This window comes from Neobacillus sp. (genome assembly GCF_031988165.1).
Lineage (GTDB): Bacteria > Bacillota > Bacilli > Bacillales > Cytobacillaceae > Neobacillus > Neobacillus rhizosphaerae.
In genome coordinates, this window is sequence record NZ_DALZYO010000027.1 from 58,970 (window position 1) to 76,979 (window position 18,010).

Below are 18,010 nucleotides of genomic sequence, written 5' to 3' on the forward strand. Positions count from 1 at the left end.
GGAGGTGTTTTATGCAGTTATTATTTTGGCCTTGTACGATTGCCTCACTCATTCTCTGCATTATTGCTCTGAGTATCAGGAAATCAAAACTTCTAGTTTTATCCTCTATTCTTATATTCCCAATGTCTCTTTATTTGGCAGCTACATCACGTTTCCTAGTATGGGGATTAATTTTTCCGCTACTTTATCTTGGTGCGACAAAATTCGTAACAAAGAAAATGATTTGGGTTGGCGTTTTGCTAGTAATCCCCAACTTCTTATTAGTTGGGTGGCTGGGGTTTGTTGTTTTAAATCAGTAGTTTGTGGCCCATCCGCAAGTAAGGGCGGCCTGTTCGTATGTTGACACTTTTTGTCGCCCAAAAATACGTTGCCCAAATGTCCAGAAAATGGTAGCCTGTTGGTAATCTGCTTTTGAAGGAGGGAAAACAAGTGATAAAGGTAACAGGGTCACAAACAAAAGCAAAGATATTTTCAAATTATCCACAGGAAACAGCGCTTGAGCAAATTCAAGAGCTATGTAATCAAGCATTTCTAAAGGATACAAAGATTAGTATTATGCCAGATTATCATGCTGGAAAAGGCTGCGTCATCGGAACGACGATCCAGTTAAAGGACAAAGTAGTCCCGAACCTAGTTGGCGTTGAGGTGGGCTGCGGCGTGTTAACCGTCAAGCTTCAGGATAAAAAGGTTGATTTTAACAAGCTTGATAACATCATTCGTACGTATGTCCCGAGCGGACAAGAGCTTCATTCCGATGAGACGGTTGGGTTTATTAACACGAGTTTTCCAGCCATTCAAGAATTTAAAGCTGAGCATATTTTGAATGAAAATAGAAGCCTTTATAGCTTAGGAACACTTGGTGGAGGCAACCATTTTATAGAAATATCTGTCGATTCCGATGGCTATCACTATTTAACGATTCATACAGGCAGCCGTTATGTAGGGGCAAAGATTGCCACCTATTATCAAAAAGTAGCTATCTCCAAGCTTCGTCAACATGATTTAACGGAAATCATTGAAAAGCTAAAGGGTGAAGGACGGAATAAGGAAATTCAAACAGTCATTCAAAGCTATAAGGAAAAGAATCCAGTCATTCCGAATGATTTAGCCTTTTTGGAAGGCGAGGACTTCCAGCATTATATCCATGATATGAAATTAGCGCAAAGCTTTGCGAAAGCGAACCGCGAAGAAATTGCCAGGTCGATTACTGATAATATGGGATTTGAAGAAATGGACCGGTTTGACACCGTCCATAACTATATTGATACAGATAACTTGATTTTACGAAAAGGGGCGGTTTCGGCGCAAAAAGGCGAGCGTCTGATTATCCCAATCAATATGCGTGACGGTTCAATTTTAGCAGTTGGTAAAGGGAATGAAGAGTGGAATTATTCAGCCCCGCATGGAGCAGGCCGTGTCTTGAGCCGGACAAAAGCAATGAAAACCTTAAACATGGAGGATTTCCACAACACTATGAAGGATGTCTGGACGACTTCTGTTTCTGAAGAAACACTGGATGAAGCGCCAATGGCCTACAAGTCGATGAATGAAATTTTAGAAAAAGTCGAAGAAACAGTTGAGATTGCAGGCTTTATCAAACCTGTTTATAACTTCAAAGCTAGTGAAAAGTTTAATCCTGGTAGATATAAAAAATCATAGTGTTAATCAAAGGGAGGCTGCTTGTCTCTCTTTTTCAGTGGAAATGGTGCAGAGCGTTGCAAAAACGAATTAGTTTATCCCGTCTGAGTGAAAAAATACTTTAATATTTGGTGATGCTTAACTTTGATCACACCGCTTTTATTATGTTGGTGTACTCCTCATGAGGAACTAATTTCTAATTATTGGGTTGGGCGTTGAAACTCATGATCGTTTTTTTAGAAAAAAAGGATTTTTCAGAGATAATATGGAAAATAACCATATAGGAATAACTGTTGGAGGATAAAATGAAACATAAAATCTTATTAGTAGAAGACGATGTAGCTATCAACGATATGGTCAAAGGCCAATTAACAAAGGAGGGTCTGGAAGTAGTACAGGCATTCGACGGGGAAGAAGCACTTGGAGTGTTTGCGAACGACGTGTTTGATTTAATTCTCCTCGACTTAATGCTGCCAAGGCTAGATGGTATGGAATTTTTAAAAATTATACGTGAAAAAAGTATGATTCCCATTTTGATCATGTCGGCAAAGGATGGGGACTTGGACAAAGCGCTAGGATTAGGGTTTGGAGCCGATGATTATATTCCTAAGCCCTTTTCAATGATTGAGTTGACAGCAAGGGTAAAAGCGGCAATCCGAAGAGCGACCCACTATTCCCGTACAGAGCAAAAGGGAGAGCAAGAGAAAAAGGTGCTGACGGCTGGAGAGCTGACTATCGACCTAGATAATTTCGCATTACTAAAAAGCGGTAGAGAGATCAAGCTGACGGCAAAGGAGTTTCATATTTTAAAACTATTTATCTCACATCCAAGCCGTGTCTATACGAAGGCACAAATTTATAGTTTGGTATGGGAAGATGACTATTATGGGGATGAAAATGTAATCAACGTTCATATGAGAAGACTTCGTGAGAAAATTGAGGATGACCCGTCTAAACCGCGGTATATCAAAACATTATGGGGAATCGGCTACAAGCTTGGGGAGTTTTAACGATGGTCATTTTTTTACTGATTATCATCATTGGCTTAATGGGGTTAAACATTCTGCAATCTAGGTCGAGAAAACATCATAAAGAAAATGTAAAATATATTCATGAGAAGCTAAAGCGGATTATTGATGAGAAAACCGATGAAAAACTCTTATTACATACTGATGATAATGACCTGAAAAGGATCTTAATCGAAATCAATCGCCTGCTTGAGCATAATCAAAAAATCATGGTGACCTACAATAAAACGGAAATTTCGATGCGAAAAATGCTCTCGAATATTTCACATGATCTTAAGACGCCTCTTACGGTTGTTCTTGGATATGTTGAAATCATGCTAAATGATCCAAATAGCGGCAAAGAGGACCTCCATAAGATTCATGGAAAAACGATGGAGGTGTTGGACTTAATCAAGAAGTTTTTTGACCTGGCCAAGCTAGAGTCCGGGGATAAGGATATTCCATTAACAAGAGTGAATATGAATGAGGTATGCCGCAAAACTATTTTAGGATTTTACGAGGTTTTAACGTCTAAGGGATTTGAAGTCACAATTGGCCTTCCTGAATATAATCTTTATGCCCTTGGAAATGAAGAGGAGCTTGGTAGAGTTTTAAATAATTTGATTTCCAATGCGATTCAATATGGCGGTGGTGGGAAGGTCCTTGGTTTAACACTTAGAAGTGATGAACTTTCCATCTACGTAGATGTGTGGGATAAAGGAAAGGGAATTAGTGAGCTTCATCGAGACTTGGTTTTTGAAAGAATGTACACACTCGAGGATTCACGAAACAAATTATATCAAGGAAGCGGGCTTGGCCTAACGATTACAAAAAGGCTCGTTGAAAAAATGGACGGACAAATTCTCCTTACTAGCAAGCCCTATGAAAAAACGACATTTACGATTAAATTAAAGCGAATTACGTATTAAACTTAAAAAGGGTGTCCCTTATTGCGAGAGGACACCCTTTTATGGAATTAAGCAAATGCGGCAATAATGATGCCCATGATGGTAAGTGAGACAATATGATAGCCTGCACTTATGAAAAATAAAGTATACTTTCTGGATTCAAAGAAGGTTGGAGATAACTCCCTAAAAGCTGCGACAAGACCGACAAGAAAACCGATCAAAGCACCGTCTAGAATCGTAACAATGTCCAATAGGTGAATAAATAATGAAAGAACAACCGCTGTGAAGACGCCGCCAAGTGTGGTTAAAGAGTAACCGATTTTTGCTCCCTCTGGGTTCATATCCTCCTTTTTCTTCCCAAGGGCTTTCACCCATATGGTTGCAAAAAGGAGCGGAGAATACCAAAGCGCTCCAATCACCATATTTGCCACAACGGCTAAAATAATCGCTAAAATGCTAACATCCGCAAAACTCATCCCATTCTCCCCTTAAATTTCCTTTGTATTTGGTGAATTATACCATGAAAAACCACTCACTTTTAGGGTTATTAAGGTGAAAAAACAAACTTCTTAAGATTTTTGTAAGATTTGATTAATAAAAAAGAGAATTTTCCTGATTAGAATAAGAATTAGTTAAAGAAGAAGGGGAGCTGAAAAGTTATGAGCTACATTATAAAAACAAATCAACTGACAAAAGCCTATCAAGGTAAGGAAGTTGTTTCTCATGTCGATATGAAGGTCAAAAAAGGAGAGATTTACGGATTTCTGGGACCGAACGGAGCAGGGAAAACCACGATCATGAAGATGCTGACCAATCTTGTGAAGCCAACGAGCGGTGAAATTGAAATTTTTGGTGAAAAACTAACAAACACGTCTTATGAAGTGCTAAAGCGCATGGGCAGCATTATTGAATATCCTGTTTTCTATGACAGACTGACAGCAAGGGAAAATCTGGAGCTGCACTGCGAGTATATGGGCTATTATGATAAAAAGGCGATTGACGATGCGCTTGATTTAGTCAAATTGAAAAATATCGAAGATAAATCCGTAAAAGATTTCTCGCTAGGAATGAAGCAGCGCCTTGCTATTGCCCGTGCGATTATCACCAAGCCGGAGCTATTAATTCTGGATGAACCGATTAACGGTCTTGATCCAGTGGGGATTAAAGAACTGCGCGACCTCTTCCATATGCTCTCCAGTGAATATGGAATGACGATGTTGATTTCTTCGCATATTCTCGGTGAAATGGAGCAAATTGCCGATACAATTGGGGTCATTAGTGACGGAAAATTAATCAAAGAGGTGTCGATGGACGAAATTCGCGAGCAAAATACAGAGTATATTGAACTAACAGTGACTGATGTGAATAAGGCACTCTATGTACTTGAGGAAATTCTTCATCTAACCAACTTTAAAATGGTTGATGCCCAGCGCTTCAGAATCTATGATTCAGGAATATCTCAGTCAGAAATATCAAAAACGTTAATATTAAATGGAGTCATGATTGAGGAAATCAATAAAAAGAATCATTCACTCGAAGAATATTTCTTAACAGTAATCAACGGAGGTGGTATCAGTGCGTAAACTAATTAGTCTTGAGATAAAAAAGTTTAAATTATTTTCTTATTTGAAAAGTGTGGGCATTGCGGACTTAATCATAATGGGGTTACTTTGCGTGATTTATTTTGCTGAAAAAAGTGAAGGTACTTTCGCATATGGCAGTTATGAATCGGCATTTACAATGATTGGGAGTATCATCCGACCAACGTTTATCATCTTTGCTGCGGTCCTTATTTCTAGACTCATCATTGATGAATATAAAAGCAATTCGATCACCTTAATGTTCATGTATCCAATTAATCGTAAAAAAGTAATGATTTCGAAATTAACCATTGTCGCTTGCTTTACATTTTTAACGATTTTCTTATCAAATATCTTGCTTGGGAGTGTATTTTATTTAGTTGATTCCTATTTACACTTTGTACCGGAGGCGTTAACGGTCGAGGTATTAAAGGATAGTTTAATTAGCATGACGCTTGAGGCAATCGCATCTGCAGGAATGGCGCTAATTCCACTCTATTTTGGAATGAGAAAAAAGTCAGTCCCGGCCACCATCGTTTCCGCTATCATTTTGGTGTCGCTAACATCAAATTCAACAAATGGGGTTAATCTCTTCTCCTATATTGCCATACCGATATCCCTTGCCGCTATTGGTTGCTTAATTGCTTATTTTTCCTTTAGAAATATTGAGAAGGTAGATGTCTAACAAATTTGAAGAAAAGGGCTGTCCATTATATGTTCTGCTCCAAATAGTCGATGGGTTACCTTCGTATGTGGTAACGTAACAACCACATAATCACACTTTGGTAGCAGAAGGTCAGGACCTCATTTTAGTTATGAGGTCTGACCTTTTTTGTTTTTACGGCTGTACATTTTCTGGGCATTTTTGTTTAAAAACTGTCCAAACGATATACATTTTAAAGCAGTGTTCACTCCAACCAGCTTATCCACCTGTAAATTTCTTCTGGCATAAATCTTGCAAAATAATAAAATAGAATTCATTTAAGGGGGTTACATAAATGCAAATTCAGGCATGTCGTGCAATCGTGACAGGTGGTGCATCAGGACTCGGGGAGGCAACGGTTCGCTCCATGGTTAGAAGTGGTGGAAAAGCAGTCATTTTTGACCAGTCAGAAGAAAAGGGAAAGCAACTTGAAAACGAATTAGGAGAAGACGTTTTATTTTTAAAGACTGATGTCACAAACGAAGAGGATATTCAGGAAGCGGTTAATAAAGCCGCAGAATTTATGGGTGGATTAAATACTGTAGTGAATTGTGCTGGAATTGGAATTGCGGAGAAGGTACTCGGGAGAAATGGCGGTCATAATCTTGAACTTTTTTCTAGAGTGATCAATGTGAATTTAATCGGAACCTTCAATGTGATTCGTTTGGCAGCCGAGAAAATGACTATCAATGAAGTAAATGAACAGAACGAAAGAGGCGTCATTATTAATACCGCATCGGTGGCCGCCTTTGACGGACAAATTGGCCAGGCGGCATATAGTGCATCAAAAAGCGGTATCGTTGGAATGACCTTGCCGATTGCTAGAGAACTTGCACGCTACGGAATTCGGGTGATGACCATTGCTCCAGGGCTTTTCCACACGCCAATGTTCGATACACTACCAGAAGAAGCTAGGAATTCACTTGGAAAAATGGTGCCGTTCCCTTCAAGACTTGGATATCCAAGTGAATACGCCCAGCTTGTTCAAAGTATTATTGAAAATCCGATGCTTAATGGAGAAACGATTCGGCTTGATGGAGCAATTCGAATGCAGCCGAGATAGAGTGATAGAAAGAGGAGGTGCAAGCCTTCTCTTTTTCTGTGGAAAAGGGGCGGAGCGCCGCAAAAATGAATCACTTTAACTAGTTAAAGTGAAATACCCATTTCACTAGACGAAAGATGTGAAGTCTAGCTCTGCTCTCACCGCCTTTATTAGGTGACTACGGCTTGTTCTCTAAATTTATTTCTATGGTAGGGTTGGGAGCTGAGGCTCATGATAGTTTTTTTTGAAGATTGCTCCTCTAAAGATTTCCTACAACAACTTAGACAGAATACGATCGCAGAGTGCCATTGTATTCACATTATCACGCCCACTTGAAGTTGGTGTTTCCCCGCTTTTACAACAGTCAATAAAATGAGCCATTTCCCCAACGAAGCCTCGTAAATAAAGATCTCTGTAGGCTCCAGACATTGGAGTAGCAGATGGTGTAAATACAGTGTCTGTCTCTTTAAGAGATTTCCATGGTAGATCATCAAATGTTTGTGACTCATGAACTGTAAGCGTATTCACTTCATCAGCAAAGGCAAATCCGTGATCAAACGTAACAAGCATATTTTCACTTTCACGGGACCACGCTGTCATTCCTACTAAATAAAGGCTCCCAACGACGCCATTATCAAACTTTAACGAAATACTATGAGAAACAAATTCATTGTCAATATTTTTAAACCCTGTTACTTGGACAACTTCTCCAAATAAATAACGTACAAGATCAACAATATGTATAGCAGCAAACTTCATAAATTGTTCTTCATTTTTGCAAAACGGTGTGCTGTCCACTGCAAATCTTGCTTGAAACGATCGCACAGTGCCAAGTTTGCCGTTCGTAATTAACTCTTTTAACTTTGTATAACAAGGAGCATAGCGTTTCATAAATCCAACCATTAAAGTAACACCAGCAGCTTCAGCAGCATCTGCCATTTCAGCAGCTTCTTCAGCACTCATCCCAAGAGGCTTATCCACATAAACATTTTTCCCAGCTTTGATGCAATCAAGCACGAGAGAAGGATGATCTTCAGGTTGAGCAACCACAACAACTCCGTCACATTCTTCATTTTCTAACATCTTTTTATAGTCATCGTAAGGGGTACCATTGCTTCCAAAACGTTGAAGAGCAGCTTTGGAACGATCGATATTACGTGTAGAAATAGCTTGGATATTGGCTCCCGCTTCAATAACAGAAGGGTAAATGTTTGTTGATGCATGAAATCCTGCACCGATAAAACAAAGATTGGGTTTTTTCACAAGTATCGCTCCTATGTGTCTATTTTTAGTAATAGATACATCTTATGTATCAAATCCAAAATATCATGAATTCCAATTATTTGTCCATTGAAGCGAGAGTTTATGAACATATGAAAATTCGATCAACAAGTGGTCTTTCATAAAGAGAATTTAAAGAAAAAATTGATAAATTATTTTAGGGATTTTCCACTTTTTTTTTATTGGTATATAATTCAAATGAGATAAATTTCTAAAGGGATTAAATACACCTCAATTGGTGTTATATTAGGAATTCTTCTGTTTCCAACATTCATAAATATTATTATGTTGCTTGGTTTGCCAAATGGATTTAATAACAATTGATGAACTACCATGTGCTTTCCGTAACGTGCTGGTTTCCAAAAATGCTTGGTATATACGACTACTGATAAGGAAATATTAAGTTATAAGGAAGCAATCTACTATTATTCTGATAAACTAGATAACCTATGGTGAACAAAAGGGAATCCCGGAGGAATTCCCTTTATCCATCAACCGCCAAAGAATAGATCAATAATATTAGAAGCTGTGGAGGTTTTCTTGTTATAAAACTCGGAATAACCACATTTCTTGCAAAAAACTACCGTGAAGGAGTTGTGTTGAATATCAAACATTTTTGATAGACCCGATCCTGTCATGGCCACATCCTTTGTTCCCGTATCTCTGCTTCCACATTTAATACAACCTTTTTCGCTCATCATTTCACTCCTCTATTGAATCATACTTACTATTTACGAATAAAAGGATAAAAAGTTTCTAGTTTTCAATCTTATATTGTTAAAATATTCAAAAATATCCCGTGATTTTTGTTACAATAAAGATATGTGAAAATTGAGGAGTGATGACATGCTCCAATTTAAAGATATTATTACACCTATTGATTTTATTGTCACCGAGGAAACTACGCTAAAAGATGCGATTACACTTATGTACAAAAAGAAGTGGAACTTGCTCCCTGTCATTGACTCTTACAGGTATCCAGTTGGTGTTTTTACACGTAGCAGTTTACAACAAATGGTGACCGAAGAAATACCGCTTACGACTCCTATCAAAAACTACATAAAAAAACAGGTTGAAACGGTAAGAATCGATACCCCATATGAGAAAGTGGAAGAAATCGTAAAAAAAAGCAAGGTCGGAACGGGTGTTGTGATCGATGAATATAACCGGGTTGTTGGCATCCTCACGAAAACAGATATGGTGATGTCACTGCTGCAAACTTCACAAGAATTACAAACGATAAAAAAATTAAAGAGAACATTGGAAACAGCGATCGCTCACGCCTTTGATGGAATCGTGATGACAGACGAAAAGAAAATCATCACGATGGTCAGCCCGCCTTTACTGGAATTGTTTAATCTCCCATTAGAAGAGGTACTTTACAAGCTGGCAACGAGGGTTTTGCCGCAGCTCCAATTAGAAAATGTTTATGAATCAGAAACAGCAGAGGTTAGCGGTTTTTTAGAGATTAATGGCATTAAATATATTGTCCACCGAATCCCGATCCTAGAGGATGGGAAAGTCATTGGAGCGATTGGCAAGGTTGTATTCCGTCAATTAAACGAGGTAAGTGAATTATTTAAAAAGCTACAAAAGGCAGAAAATAAAGCAAATTTTTATCATCAGCAATTTCAAATGTCGGAAACAGCTAAGTTTACCTGGAACCATATTTTAAGTGTGGAACCATGTATGGAAAAATTGAAAAAAAGCGGGGAGAAAGCGGCTAAAGGCAGGTCAACTGTGCTCATCCGCGGCGAAAGTGGAACTGGTAAAGAGCTATTTGCTCATTCGATTCATAACAGCAGTGCCAGAGGTACCGGTAAGTTTATCGTTGTTAATTGTGCCGCGATTCCCGAGGAACTGCTAGAATCAGAGTTTTTTGGTTATGACGAAGGGGCTTTTACGGGTGCACGACAAAAAGGGAAACTTGGCAAGTTCGATTTGGCCAACGGAGGAACGCTTTTTCTTGATGAGATAGGTGATATGTCCCTAGCGCTGCAGGCAAAGCTGCTGCGCGTCCTTCAAGAGCGGGAATTTTACCGGGTTGGCGGGACAATAACGATAAAAGTCGATGTACGAATTATTGCCGCTACTAACCGGAATTTGGAAGAAATGGTCAAGGACGGTTTTTTCAGAGAGGATTTATATTATCGCCTCAATGTAATTTCGTTAAATGTCCCACCACTAAGAGATCGTCTCTATGATATTGAACATTTGATCGGACAGTTTATGATTGAATTGAATCAAATTTTGGGTACAAGCATTACGGGAATCGAGGACCGAGCACGAGAAACGATGCTAGATTATGATTGGCCTGGCAATGTCCGTGAACTAAGAAATGTGATGGAACGGGCGATGACTTTTGCTGAAAGTGGAAAAATTAAATTCGAAGATCTTCCAGATTATTTATTGAAGCAAGTTCCTATTAAAGAACCTAATCTAAAGGTATCCCTTGTCGAAAATGCCGAACTCGAAGCAATCAAAAAAGCACTAGTTCAAGTGCAGGGGAATAAAGTAAAGGCAGCTAGATTACTAGGAATCAGCCGCTCAGGATTATATGAAAAAATTAAGAAATACAAACTGAATGAAGGAAAATTCAGTTAGGAATGTAGGAACAATGTGAAAAGGTTTTGAGAATATTTATTGCAATCATCGGATTATGCAAAGAGTCTTATTTTACGGTGTCCGTTTATTGGACACTTTTTTGTTTATCATGTGTATGGGAAATACATTTATCATCTAAGGAATAGCTAAGTATGAGCCAACATAGCTGTGGGATTAGTTTTCTGAATATTGGTACGAATATTGCAAGGGAAAGATTGGATACGATTAAAATGCCAAAGGAGGAACGTCAAATGAATATCGGAAGTCTCTTGTCCCAAACTTCCCGCAAGTATCCAGAATTACTAGCAATCGAATGTGAAGGAAGAAGCTATACGTATCGCCAATTTAATGAAGAAGTAAACAGGCTTGCCCATGGTCTGTTGGAGCAGGGAGTTAACAAAGGTGACAAATTTGCTTTAATGATGAAGAATTCGGAACACTTTGTGTTTACCTTTTTTGCTGCTGCCAAAATTGGTGCTGTCGTAGTCCCCATCAATTTTCGATTAACCACTACAGAGGTTCAGTACATTTTAGAACAATCGGATGCGGCTATTGTGGTGTGCGACAAGGAATTTGAACAAACGATTGCTGAGGCGAAACAAGGAACGATTGTCCGTCAAGTGATTACGGTTGGTGAACCGGAAACAGTGGGCTTCTATTCCTATGAAAAAGTATTATCAAACAACATTAGCGAACCAGAAGTTGAGGTTTCCGAGACGGATGATGTAGAAATTTTATACACTTCGGGCACGACAGGTAGACCAAAGGGTGCCCTCTTTGATCATAGTCAAATTTTTAAAGTAGGAATTTCTGTCGTCATTAATATGGAGATTGGACAGCATGAGCGGATACTTCACCTCGCACCGCTATTCCATTCAGCTCAGCTAAACCTGTTCCTAATTTCCGGTGTTGCCCTTGGTTCAACTCACATAATCCATCGCGATTTCCATCCAGTTAAAACACTTCAAGCGATTCAAGAACATAAAATTACTCATCTATTTGCCGTACCAGCCATGTATAACTTTCTTCTCCAAGTACCCAATGCGGCCGATTACGATTTATCTTCTATTAAGAGAGTTGGATATGGTGCTGCTCCAATGGCGCCTGAACTTGTTAGAAGGAGCATGGAGCTATTTAAAACGGACCAATTTTATAATTTATGCGGTTTGACAGAAGCGGGACCAGGCGGGATTCTACTGGATCCAGAAGGACATAAACTCCATCTAGGTAAAGGTGGGAAACCAATCTTCATGACGGAAACAAGGGTTGTTAATGAAGAAGGTAGAGATGTCCTTCCGGGTGTGATTGGTGAATTTATTGTCCGCAGTCCGATGGTGATGAAGGAATATTATAAAAAACCGGATGAAACGAAGAGTACGTTGAAGGATGGCTGGCTTTATACAGGAGATTTAGCAACAATTGATGATGAGGGCTATATCACGTTAGTTGACAGGAAAAAGGACATGATTATCTCCGGTGGGGAAAATGTATACTCCGTTGAGGTGGAAGGTGTTCTTTTCGAGCATTCGGATATCCTCGACGCAGCTATTATCGGTTTACCGGATGAGGTCTGGGGAGAGGCCGTATGTGCAGTGATTGTCCCAAAAGAGGGCGCAGTGATTGATGAGGCTGAACTGCGCAGTTTCTGCCGTCAGAAGCTGGCAGGCTATAAGGTTCCTAGGAAAATCTTTATTGAGCCGCAATTACCAAGAAATGCTTCTGGGAAAATCTTAAAATATCAGCTTCGTCAGAGCATAAATCAAATGAAAACTGAGAAATTGTTGTAGATTAGCGACTTTATTGATAAGTAGTACGGATTTATGGATATCGACCTAGAATTTGTAGAAATCCATCCGAAAATGGAAGCTATCGACTAAAGAAAAGGGAAGCTGTCGACCTAAGAAATATAGTTACTTCAATTAAACAGGAATATCCACCAAGTTAACGTTCTGAAAATACCACAAGAAAGCGTTTTCAAACATAGGGAGTGAGGTAAATAATATGAAGCATCCATACTTAAATGAAGATCATGAAATTTTTCGCCAGTCTTTAAGAAAGTTTTTGGAGAAAGAAGCATATCCCTTTTATGAACAGTGGGAGGAAGCACGGATGATTCCCCGGTCTTTTTGGAAGAAGATGGGCGAACAGGGCTTTCTTTGTCCTGATATTGATGAGAGATTCGGCGGAAGTGAGGTGGACTGGGGATTTGCGGTTGTTATTAATGAGGAGCTGGAACGAGTAGGCTCGGGGTTAGTTGGGTTTGGTCTCCATAATGATATTGTCGTGCCCTACATCACCTCGTACGGAACAGAAGAACAAAAGCAGCGTTGGCTACCGAAGTGTGTCACTGGAGATATTATTACAGCGATTGCGATGACCGAGCCCGGTACTGGTTCTGACTTAGCTAATATCAAAACGACGGCTAAGCTTGAAGGTGACCACTATATTGTCAATGGTCAAAAGACGTTCATCACCAATGGTATTCAATCCGATCTCGTTGTAGTGGCTGTTAAGACCGACCTCCAAGTAGTTCCAAAGCATAAAGGCGTCAGCCTGCTCGTCATTGAACGAGATACGCCTGGTTTTTCAAGAGGTAGAAAGCTAAACAAGGTTGGTTTGCATTGCCAAGATACTGCAGAACTAATTTTTGAGGATTGTAAAGTGCCAAAGGAAAACCTGCTTGGCGAGGAAGGCAAGGGCTTCCTTTATTTAATGGAAAAACTCCAACAGGAACGCCTACTTGTCGCGATAGGGGCACAAACTTCGTCAGAAGTCATGTTGAAAATGACTCTGGATTACGTGAAAAGTCGTGAAGCGTTCGGAAAACCAGTCGGACAGTTTCAAAATACGCAGTTTAAAATGGTCGAAATGGCTACCGATATTGAAATGGGCAGAGCCTTTTTAGACCAGTTAATTGCCGAACATATTGAAGGGAAAAACGTGGTGACGAAGGTATCGATGGCAAAATGGAAACTAACCGAAATCGCCAAGAAGATTGCATCGGAGTGTATGCAGCTCCATGGCGGCTACGGTTATATGGAAGAATACGAGATTGCCAGAAGGTTTCGTGATATACCGGTTTCGAGCATCTACGCCGGGACCAATGAAATTATGAAAACGATTATTGCAAAAAATTTAGGATTATAAAAAGGGAATGAAAAACTAAGCTATAAAAATGGTAGGCAATTATCAAGAATTATAGAAAGAGAGGAATACACATATGCGTGAAGTAGTAATTGTCGAGGGTATTCGCACCCCTGTAGGAAGAAGAAATGGATTTTTAAAGGATATTCGCCCAGATGACCTGGCAGGACTGACATTAAAGGAACTCGTCAATCGAGCGGGGATTAATCCGGAGATTGTTGAGGATGTTATTTTAGGATGTGTCACCCAAGCAGGTGAACAAGCAGGCGATATTGCCAGAGTAGCTGCCCTAATTGCCGGCTTCCCAATCGAAGTTCCCGGGACAACAATTGATCGTCAATGCGGCTCGAGCCAACAGGCTGTTCACTTTGCTGCCCAGGCTATCCTTGCTGGCGATATGGAAGTGGTCATTGCCGGTGGGGTTGAGAGCATGTCTCGCGTTCCAATGGGTTCTAACTATAAAGGGGCAGAAGAACATTTTAGTCCAAAATTAACATCGAAGTATGAAATGATTCATCAAGGGCTATCAGCGGAACGGATTGCTGAAAACTACGGTTTTACAAGAGAAGAGCTTGATCAATTTTCGCTTGAGAGTCATCAAAAAGCACTAAAAGCCCAGGAAGAAGGCTATTTTTCAAGAGAAATTATCCCACTGGAAGTGATCCTTCCAGATGGAACACCAGCAGTTATTAAGGAAGATTCAGGACCAAGGAAAGGAACATCGCTAGAAGCGTTGGCTGGGTTGCGGACTTCCTTCAAGGAAATTGGAGTTATTCATGCAGGCAATTCCAGTCAAATTAGCGACGGGGCAGCAGCCTTATTACTCATGTCACGCGAAAAAGCGGAAGAACTCGGGCTTAAACCGCGGTTCCGTGTTCATACTCGCGTGGTCGTTGGTTCAGATCCAACTTTGATGCTGACTGGGCCCATTCCTGCTACAAAAAAAGCACTAGAAAAATCAGGTCTATCGATTGATGATATTGATGTGTTTGAAGTCAACGAAGCGTTTGCCCCTGTACCGCTTGCCTGGTTAAAAGAAACGGGTGCTGACCCGGCGAAATTGAATCCGAATGGCGGTGCGATTGCCCTTGGTCACCCGTTAGGCGGCAGCGGAGCTCGTTTAATGGTGACAATGATGCATGAGCTCGAGCGCACTGGTGGACGCTACGGATTGCAAACGATGTGTGAAGGTCATGGAATGGCCAACGCGACGATTATTGAGCGTTTAGATTAATACATTGCATTTTCAAAAAATGGAGGCGAAATAATGACGACAACAATAGGAAAAATCTTTGATTTAACAGTGAAAAAGTTTCCGAACAAGGAAGCGCTGTATGATGTTCGAAAAAATGTCAGTTACACCTATCACGAATGGAGTGAACAGGTCAATCGGCTTGCAAATGCCCTGATAAACGAAGGTGTGAAAAAAGGGGACCGCGTTTCCACGTTCATGTTTAATACCGAGGAATTAGGGACAGCCTTTTTTGCCTGTGCGAAAATCGGCGCCGTTTTTAATCCGATTAATTTCCGCCTCATGCCGGAGGAAGTGGCTTATATTTTATCTGATGCCGCTCCAAAGGTTGTTCTTTTTGAAAAAGCTTTAGAGCCTGTCGTTTCGGCAATAGCAAATCGCTTCGATAAAATCTCCTTCTGGTTTATTGATGAAGACAAACCTGAATACGCTGCCAGTTATCAAGAAAAAGTAGCCTCGGCATTAACCGAGGATATTCAAGTTGAAGTCGATGAGAACGATATCTATGCGTTTATATATACAAGTGGAACAACTGGAAGACCAAAAGGTGTTATGCATATTCATCGCAATATGGTGGAGCAAAGCCTCCTTTGTATTGCTGCAGGTAAGATCGAAGCGGAAGATGTTGGTCTCGTAACCGCTCCGATGTTCCATTGCGCCGAACTGCATTGCGCTTTCCTGCCAAGGGTGCATATAGGTGCAAAAAATGTCATCTTGCATCAATTTAATCCAAAAGCAATTCTCTCATTAATTGAAAAAGAAAAGATAACAAGGTTCTTTGCGGCTCCTACGATGTGGAATATGCTCCTTCAAGAGGACTTGAGTCAATATGACTTATCAAGTTTGAAGCAAGGTTTATATGGTGCCGCTCCAATGGCTCCATCTCTTGTCCATGCTCTCCATGACCGTTTAGGGATCTCATTAGTTCAAGCCTATGGGATGACAGAAATGGGACCTGCGATTACCTTCTTGTCGGAAGCCGACCAGCTGCGAAAAGCGGGTTCTGCTGGACAGGCGGCACTAAATCATGATATCCGGATTGTTCGGACAAGAGAAGACGGGCCATCCGATCCTGATGATGTCGTTCCGGTGGGTGAAACCGGTGAGATTATTGTTCAAGGACCGTGTTTGATGACCGGCTATTTCAATCATGAGGAAGCGACGGATAAAGCGATTTATAAAGGCTGGTACTATTCAAGAGACATTGGTTATCTCGATGAAGATGGTTTCCTGTTTGTGAATGACCGGGTTGACGACATGATTATCAGTGGTGGGGAAAACATTTATCCACGTGAGGTTGAGGATGTTTTACACGGACATCAAGGCGTCCTTGATGTCGCGGTAGTTGGCCAACCCGATGACCGCTGGGGTGAAACGGTAACCGCTTTTGTTGTAAAAAAAGATCAAACTATAACTGAGCAAGAGTTAGATGAATACTGCAAAAATAGTGAAAGTCTTGCAAACTATAAGCGCCCTCGCAAATATGTTTTCGGTGAAGCACTGCCGCGTAATGCCAGCGGTAAAATTCAAAAATTTGTTCTTCGTAAGCAGCTGGAGGAACTTTTCGCCCCAGGCTCAACTAATTCGTGAGAAAGGGGTCCTAATGATGCTGCAAGGGGTAAAAGTCATTGATTTTACCAACTATCTTCCCGGACCTTATGCTACATTGAGATTAGCTGAAATGGGTGCAGAAATTATTAAGGTGGAGCAGCCTGGAGGAGATCCTGCTCGAAATACTGGGATTTCTAAACGGGGAAATGGACTTGTTTTTCTTGCCAACAACCGCCAGAAAAAAAGCATAACCCTTAATTTAAAGGAAAAGGAAGGCGTCGAAACAACGTTAAAATTAATTGCCCATGCCGATGTTGTGATTGAAAGCTTCAGACCGGGAGTGATGGAGAAACTCGGACTCGGATATGAGGCAGTTCAAAAAGTGAAGTCTGATATCGTCTACTGTTCCATTTCTGGCTACGGTCAGGAAGGACTGTTGAGTAAACTTGGCAATCATGATCTCAATTACATGGCATTAAGTGGAGTCCTTGCCCAGTTAAAGGATAAACAAGGCAGGCCAATCCACCCCTCTATCACAATCGCGGATTATTTGGGTGGGTATGCAGCGAATGAACGGATTCTGGCTGGACTTGTTTCAAGATTTTTGTCGGGGCAAGGCAGCTATCATTCTATTTCCATCACAGATCAGTTGGTGTCATTACTGGGAAATCACGTCATGGTTGAACAAGAGACGGGTGAGGGTACAGGCATTAATGCTTTAAACGGAAGCATTATTTCATATGGATTATATGAAACAATGGACGAGCGTTTTATGAGCTTAGGAGCGTTAGAGCCTAAGTTTTGGCAGAACTTTTGTATTGCGCAAGGTCGTGAGGACTGGGTCCGGGCCCATTTTTCAAAAACGGATGAGTCTAACCCTGTTTTTCAAGAAATCTCTGCTCTTTTTAGAAGAAAAACTTTTTATGAGTGGATTGAATTCGCTCAAAAGGTAGATTGCTGTATGGCCCCCGTGCTTGAAGTCGGAGAACTTCAGGAAAATCCTTATTTTAAGGAGAAGGAACTAGTATTTGCTTCTTCCTGGGGAGATTACCAAGTTAAAATGCATAGCGACCTAGAGCAGGAATCGATTGCCCCTCCGCCTAAAAAAGGCGAGCATAAAGATGAAATATTAAATAATATCCTGATTTAAAAAAGCATAGACTGCCGGGGATCAATCGGCAGTCTAATTTTTTCATCGTCTAGGAAATTATAATATTATCTAGTGTAGATATCTTTGAAATAGTTATCTGAATCCAGCTCCAGCGCCCAGCGGCTAGTGTACTTCGCGCTTCTCCCTACG

General features: G+C 40.5%; 16 protein-coding genes. 13 read left to right on the forward strand and 3 right to left on the reverse strand.

All coding sequences use genetic code 11. From position 1 onward, the window contains the following. Nucleotides 1–11 precede the first annotated feature (11 nt). The 4 genes from RTR43_RS16660 to RTR43_RS16675 all read left to right on the forward strand — a co-directional run bounded on the left by RTR43_RS16660 (nucleotide 12) and on the right by RTR43_RS16675 (nucleotide 3,574). On the forward strand, nucleotides 12–299 hold the full coding sequence (locus RTR43_RS16660; RefSeq protein ID WP_312473352.1) for a hypothetical protein: 288 nt from the start codon (nucleotides 12–14) through the stop codon (nucleotides 297–299). A 130-nt stretch (nucleotides 300–429) separates the two neighbouring features. After that, complete coding sequence (locus tag RTR43_RS16665) at nucleotides 430–1,659, forward strand: RtcB family protein (RefSeq protein WP_312473353.1); 1,230 nt, start codon at nucleotides 430–432, stop codon at nucleotides 1,657–1,659. A 284-nt stretch (nucleotides 1,660–1,943) separates the two neighbouring features. Continuing rightward, entirely contained in the window at nucleotides 1,944–2,648 is a 705-nt protein-coding gene (locus RTR43_RS16670; protein ID WP_312473354.1) for a response regulator transcription factor, read from the forward strand. Nucleotides 2,649–2,650: 2 nt separating this feature from the next. After that, nucleotides 2,651–3,574: a sensor histidine kinase gene (locus RTR43_RS16675; RefSeq protein WP_312473355.1), complete on the forward strand. Its 924-nt coding sequence runs from the start codon at nucleotides 2,651–2,653 to the stop codon at nucleotides 3,572–3,574. A 47-nt stretch (nucleotides 3,575–3,621) separates the two neighbouring features. Here the strand turns inward: RTR43_RS16675 and RTR43_RS16680 are convergent, their stop codons facing one another. After that, nucleotides 3,622–4,029 (reverse strand): DUF1761 domain-containing protein, encoded by a 408-nt coding sequence (locus tag RTR43_RS16680; protein WP_312473356.1) that lies wholly within the window; start codon nucleotides 4,027–4,029, stop codon nucleotides 3,622–3,624. Between the two features lie 183 nt (nucleotides 4,030–4,212). On the opposite strand from RTR43_RS16680, the gene RTR43_RS16685 reads away from it, so the two are divergent. From RTR43_RS16685 to RTR43_RS16695, 3 genes are all read left to right on the forward strand, one after another. Next, nucleotides 4,213–5,136, forward strand: a complete 924-nt coding sequence (locus RTR43_RS16685) for an ABC transporter ATP-binding protein (protein ID WP_312473357.1) — start codon at nucleotides 4,213–4,215, stop codon at nucleotides 5,134–5,136. Beyond that, on the forward strand, nucleotides 5,129–5,818 hold the full coding sequence (locus RTR43_RS16690; RefSeq protein ID WP_312473358.1) for an ABC transporter permease: 690 nt from the start codon (nucleotides 5,129–5,131) through the stop codon (nucleotides 5,816–5,818). The genes RTR43_RS16685 and RTR43_RS16690 overlap by 8 nt, the downstream gene beginning before the upstream one ends. Nucleotides 5,819–6,131: 313 nt before the next feature. Then, nucleotides 6,132–6,899 carry a 3-hydroxyacyl-CoA dehydrogenase gene (locus RTR43_RS16695; RefSeq protein WP_312473359.1) on the forward strand — a complete coding sequence of 256 codons (768 nt, stop codon included), beginning with the start codon at nucleotides 6,132–6,134 and terminating at the stop codon, nucleotides 6,897–6,899. 249 nt (nucleotides 6,900–7,148) lie between these two features. On the opposite strand, the gene RTR43_RS16700 is transcribed toward RTR43_RS16695, so the two are convergent. Both RTR43_RS16700 and RTR43_RS16705 read right to left on the reverse strand, forming a co-directional pair. Continuing rightward, the gene (locus RTR43_RS16700) at nucleotides 7,149–8,141 is read right to left on the reverse strand and encodes a Gfo/Idh/MocA family protein (RefSeq protein WP_312473360.1); all 993 of its coding nucleotides are present in this window, start codon (nucleotides 8,139–8,141) and stop codon (nucleotides 7,149–7,151) included. A gap of 509 nt (nucleotides 8,142–8,650) precedes the next feature. Beyond that, nucleotides 8,651–8,857: a zinc ribbon domain-containing protein gene (locus RTR43_RS16705; RefSeq protein ID WP_312473366.1), complete on the reverse strand. Its 207-nt coding sequence runs from the start codon at nucleotides 8,855–8,857 to the stop codon at nucleotides 8,651–8,653. A gap of 148 nt (nucleotides 8,858–9,005) precedes the next feature. Between RTR43_RS16705 and RTR43_RS16710 the strand changes: the two genes are divergently transcribed. The 6 genes from RTR43_RS16710 (at nucleotide 9,006) to RTR43_RS16735 (ending at nucleotide 17,860) form a co-directional block, all read left to right on the forward strand. Beyond that, nucleotides 9,006–10,763, forward strand: coding sequence for a sigma 54-interacting transcriptional regulator (locus RTR43_RS16710; protein WP_312473361.1), 1,758 nt, complete (start codon nucleotides 9,006–9,008; stop codon nucleotides 10,761–10,763). Between the two features lie 251 nt (nucleotides 10,764–11,014). Continuing rightward, nucleotides 11,015–12,550, forward strand: coding sequence for a class I adenylate-forming enzyme family protein (locus tag RTR43_RS16715; RefSeq protein ID WP_312473367.1), 1,536 nt, complete (start codon nucleotides 11,015–11,017; stop codon nucleotides 12,548–12,550). Nucleotides 12,551–12,764: 214 nt separating this feature from the next. Next, nucleotides 12,765–13,910 carry an acyl-CoA dehydrogenase family protein gene (locus tag RTR43_RS16720; protein WP_312473362.1) on the forward strand — a complete coding sequence of 382 codons (1,146 nt, stop codon included), beginning with the start codon at nucleotides 12,765–12,767 and terminating at the stop codon, nucleotides 13,908–13,910. A gap of 73 nt (nucleotides 13,911–13,983) precedes the next feature. After that, a complete protein-coding gene (locus RTR43_RS16725) occupies nucleotides 13,984–15,141 on the forward strand; it encodes a thiolase family protein (RefSeq protein WP_312473363.1) in 1,158 nt (385 codons plus the stop codon). 33 nt (nucleotides 15,142–15,174) lie between these two features. Continuing rightward, nucleotides 15,175–16,749, forward strand: coding sequence for a fatty acid--CoA ligase (locus RTR43_RS16730; protein ID WP_312473364.1), 1,575 nt, complete (start codon nucleotides 15,175–15,177; stop codon nucleotides 16,747–16,749). Between the two features lie 13 nt (nucleotides 16,750–16,762). Beyond that, nucleotides 16,763–17,860, forward strand: coding sequence for a CaiB/BaiF CoA transferase family protein (locus RTR43_RS16735; protein WP_312473365.1), 1,098 nt, complete (start codon nucleotides 16,763–16,765; stop codon nucleotides 17,858–17,860). The last annotated feature ends 150 nt before the right edge of the window (nucleotides 17,861–18,010 follow it).

Excerpts from the sequence above, each read along its gene's own strand:
- RTR43_RS16660 (WP_312473352.1), top strand. The coding sequence starts at position 12 with ATGCAGTTATTATTTTGGCCTTGTACGATTGCCTCACTCATTCTCTGC.
- RTR43_RS16670 (WP_312473354.1), top strand. The coding sequence starts at position 1,944 with ATGAAACATAAAATCTTATTAGTAGAAGACGATGTAGCTATCAACGAT.
- RTR43_RS16675 (WP_312473355.1), top strand. The coding sequence starts at position 2,651 with ATGGTCATTTTTTTACTGATTATCATCATTGGCTTAATGGGGTTAAAC.
- RTR43_RS16680 (WP_312473356.1), bottom strand. The coding sequence starts at position 4,029 with ATGAGTTTTGCGGATGTTAGCATTTTAGCGATTATTTTAGCCGTTGTG.
- RTR43_RS16685 (WP_312473357.1), top strand. The coding sequence starts at position 4,213 with ATGAGCTACATTATAAAAACAAATCAACTGACAAAAGCCTATCAAGGT.
- RTR43_RS16695 (WP_312473359.1), top strand. The coding sequence starts at position 6,132 with ATGCAAATTCAGGCATGTCGTGCAATCGTGACAGGTGGTGCATCAGGA.
- RTR43_RS16705 (WP_312473366.1), bottom strand. The coding sequence starts at position 8,857 with ATGAGCGAAAAAGGTTGTATTAAATGTGGAAGCAGAGATACGGGAACA.
- RTR43_RS16710 (WP_312473361.1), top strand. The coding sequence starts at position 9,006 with ATGCTCCAATTTAAAGATATTATTACACCTATTGATTTTATTGTCACC.
- RTR43_RS16715 (WP_312473367.1), top strand. The coding sequence starts at position 11,015 with ATGAATATCGGAAGTCTCTTGTCCCAAACTTCCCGCAAGTATCCAGAA.
- RTR43_RS16720 (WP_312473362.1), top strand. The coding sequence starts at position 12,765 with ATGAAGCATCCATACTTAAATGAAGATCATGAAATTTTTCGCCAGTCT.
- RTR43_RS16725 (WP_312473363.1), top strand. The coding sequence starts at position 13,984 with ATGCGTGAAGTAGTAATTGTCGAGGGTATTCGCACCCCTGTAGGAAGA.
- RTR43_RS16730 (WP_312473364.1), top strand. The coding sequence starts at position 15,175 with ATGACGACAACAATAGGAAAAATCTTTGATTTAACAGTGAAAAAGTTT.
- RTR43_RS16735 (WP_312473365.1), top strand. The coding sequence starts at position 16,763 with ATGATGCTGCAAGGGGTAAAAGTCATTGATTTTACCAACTATCTTCCC.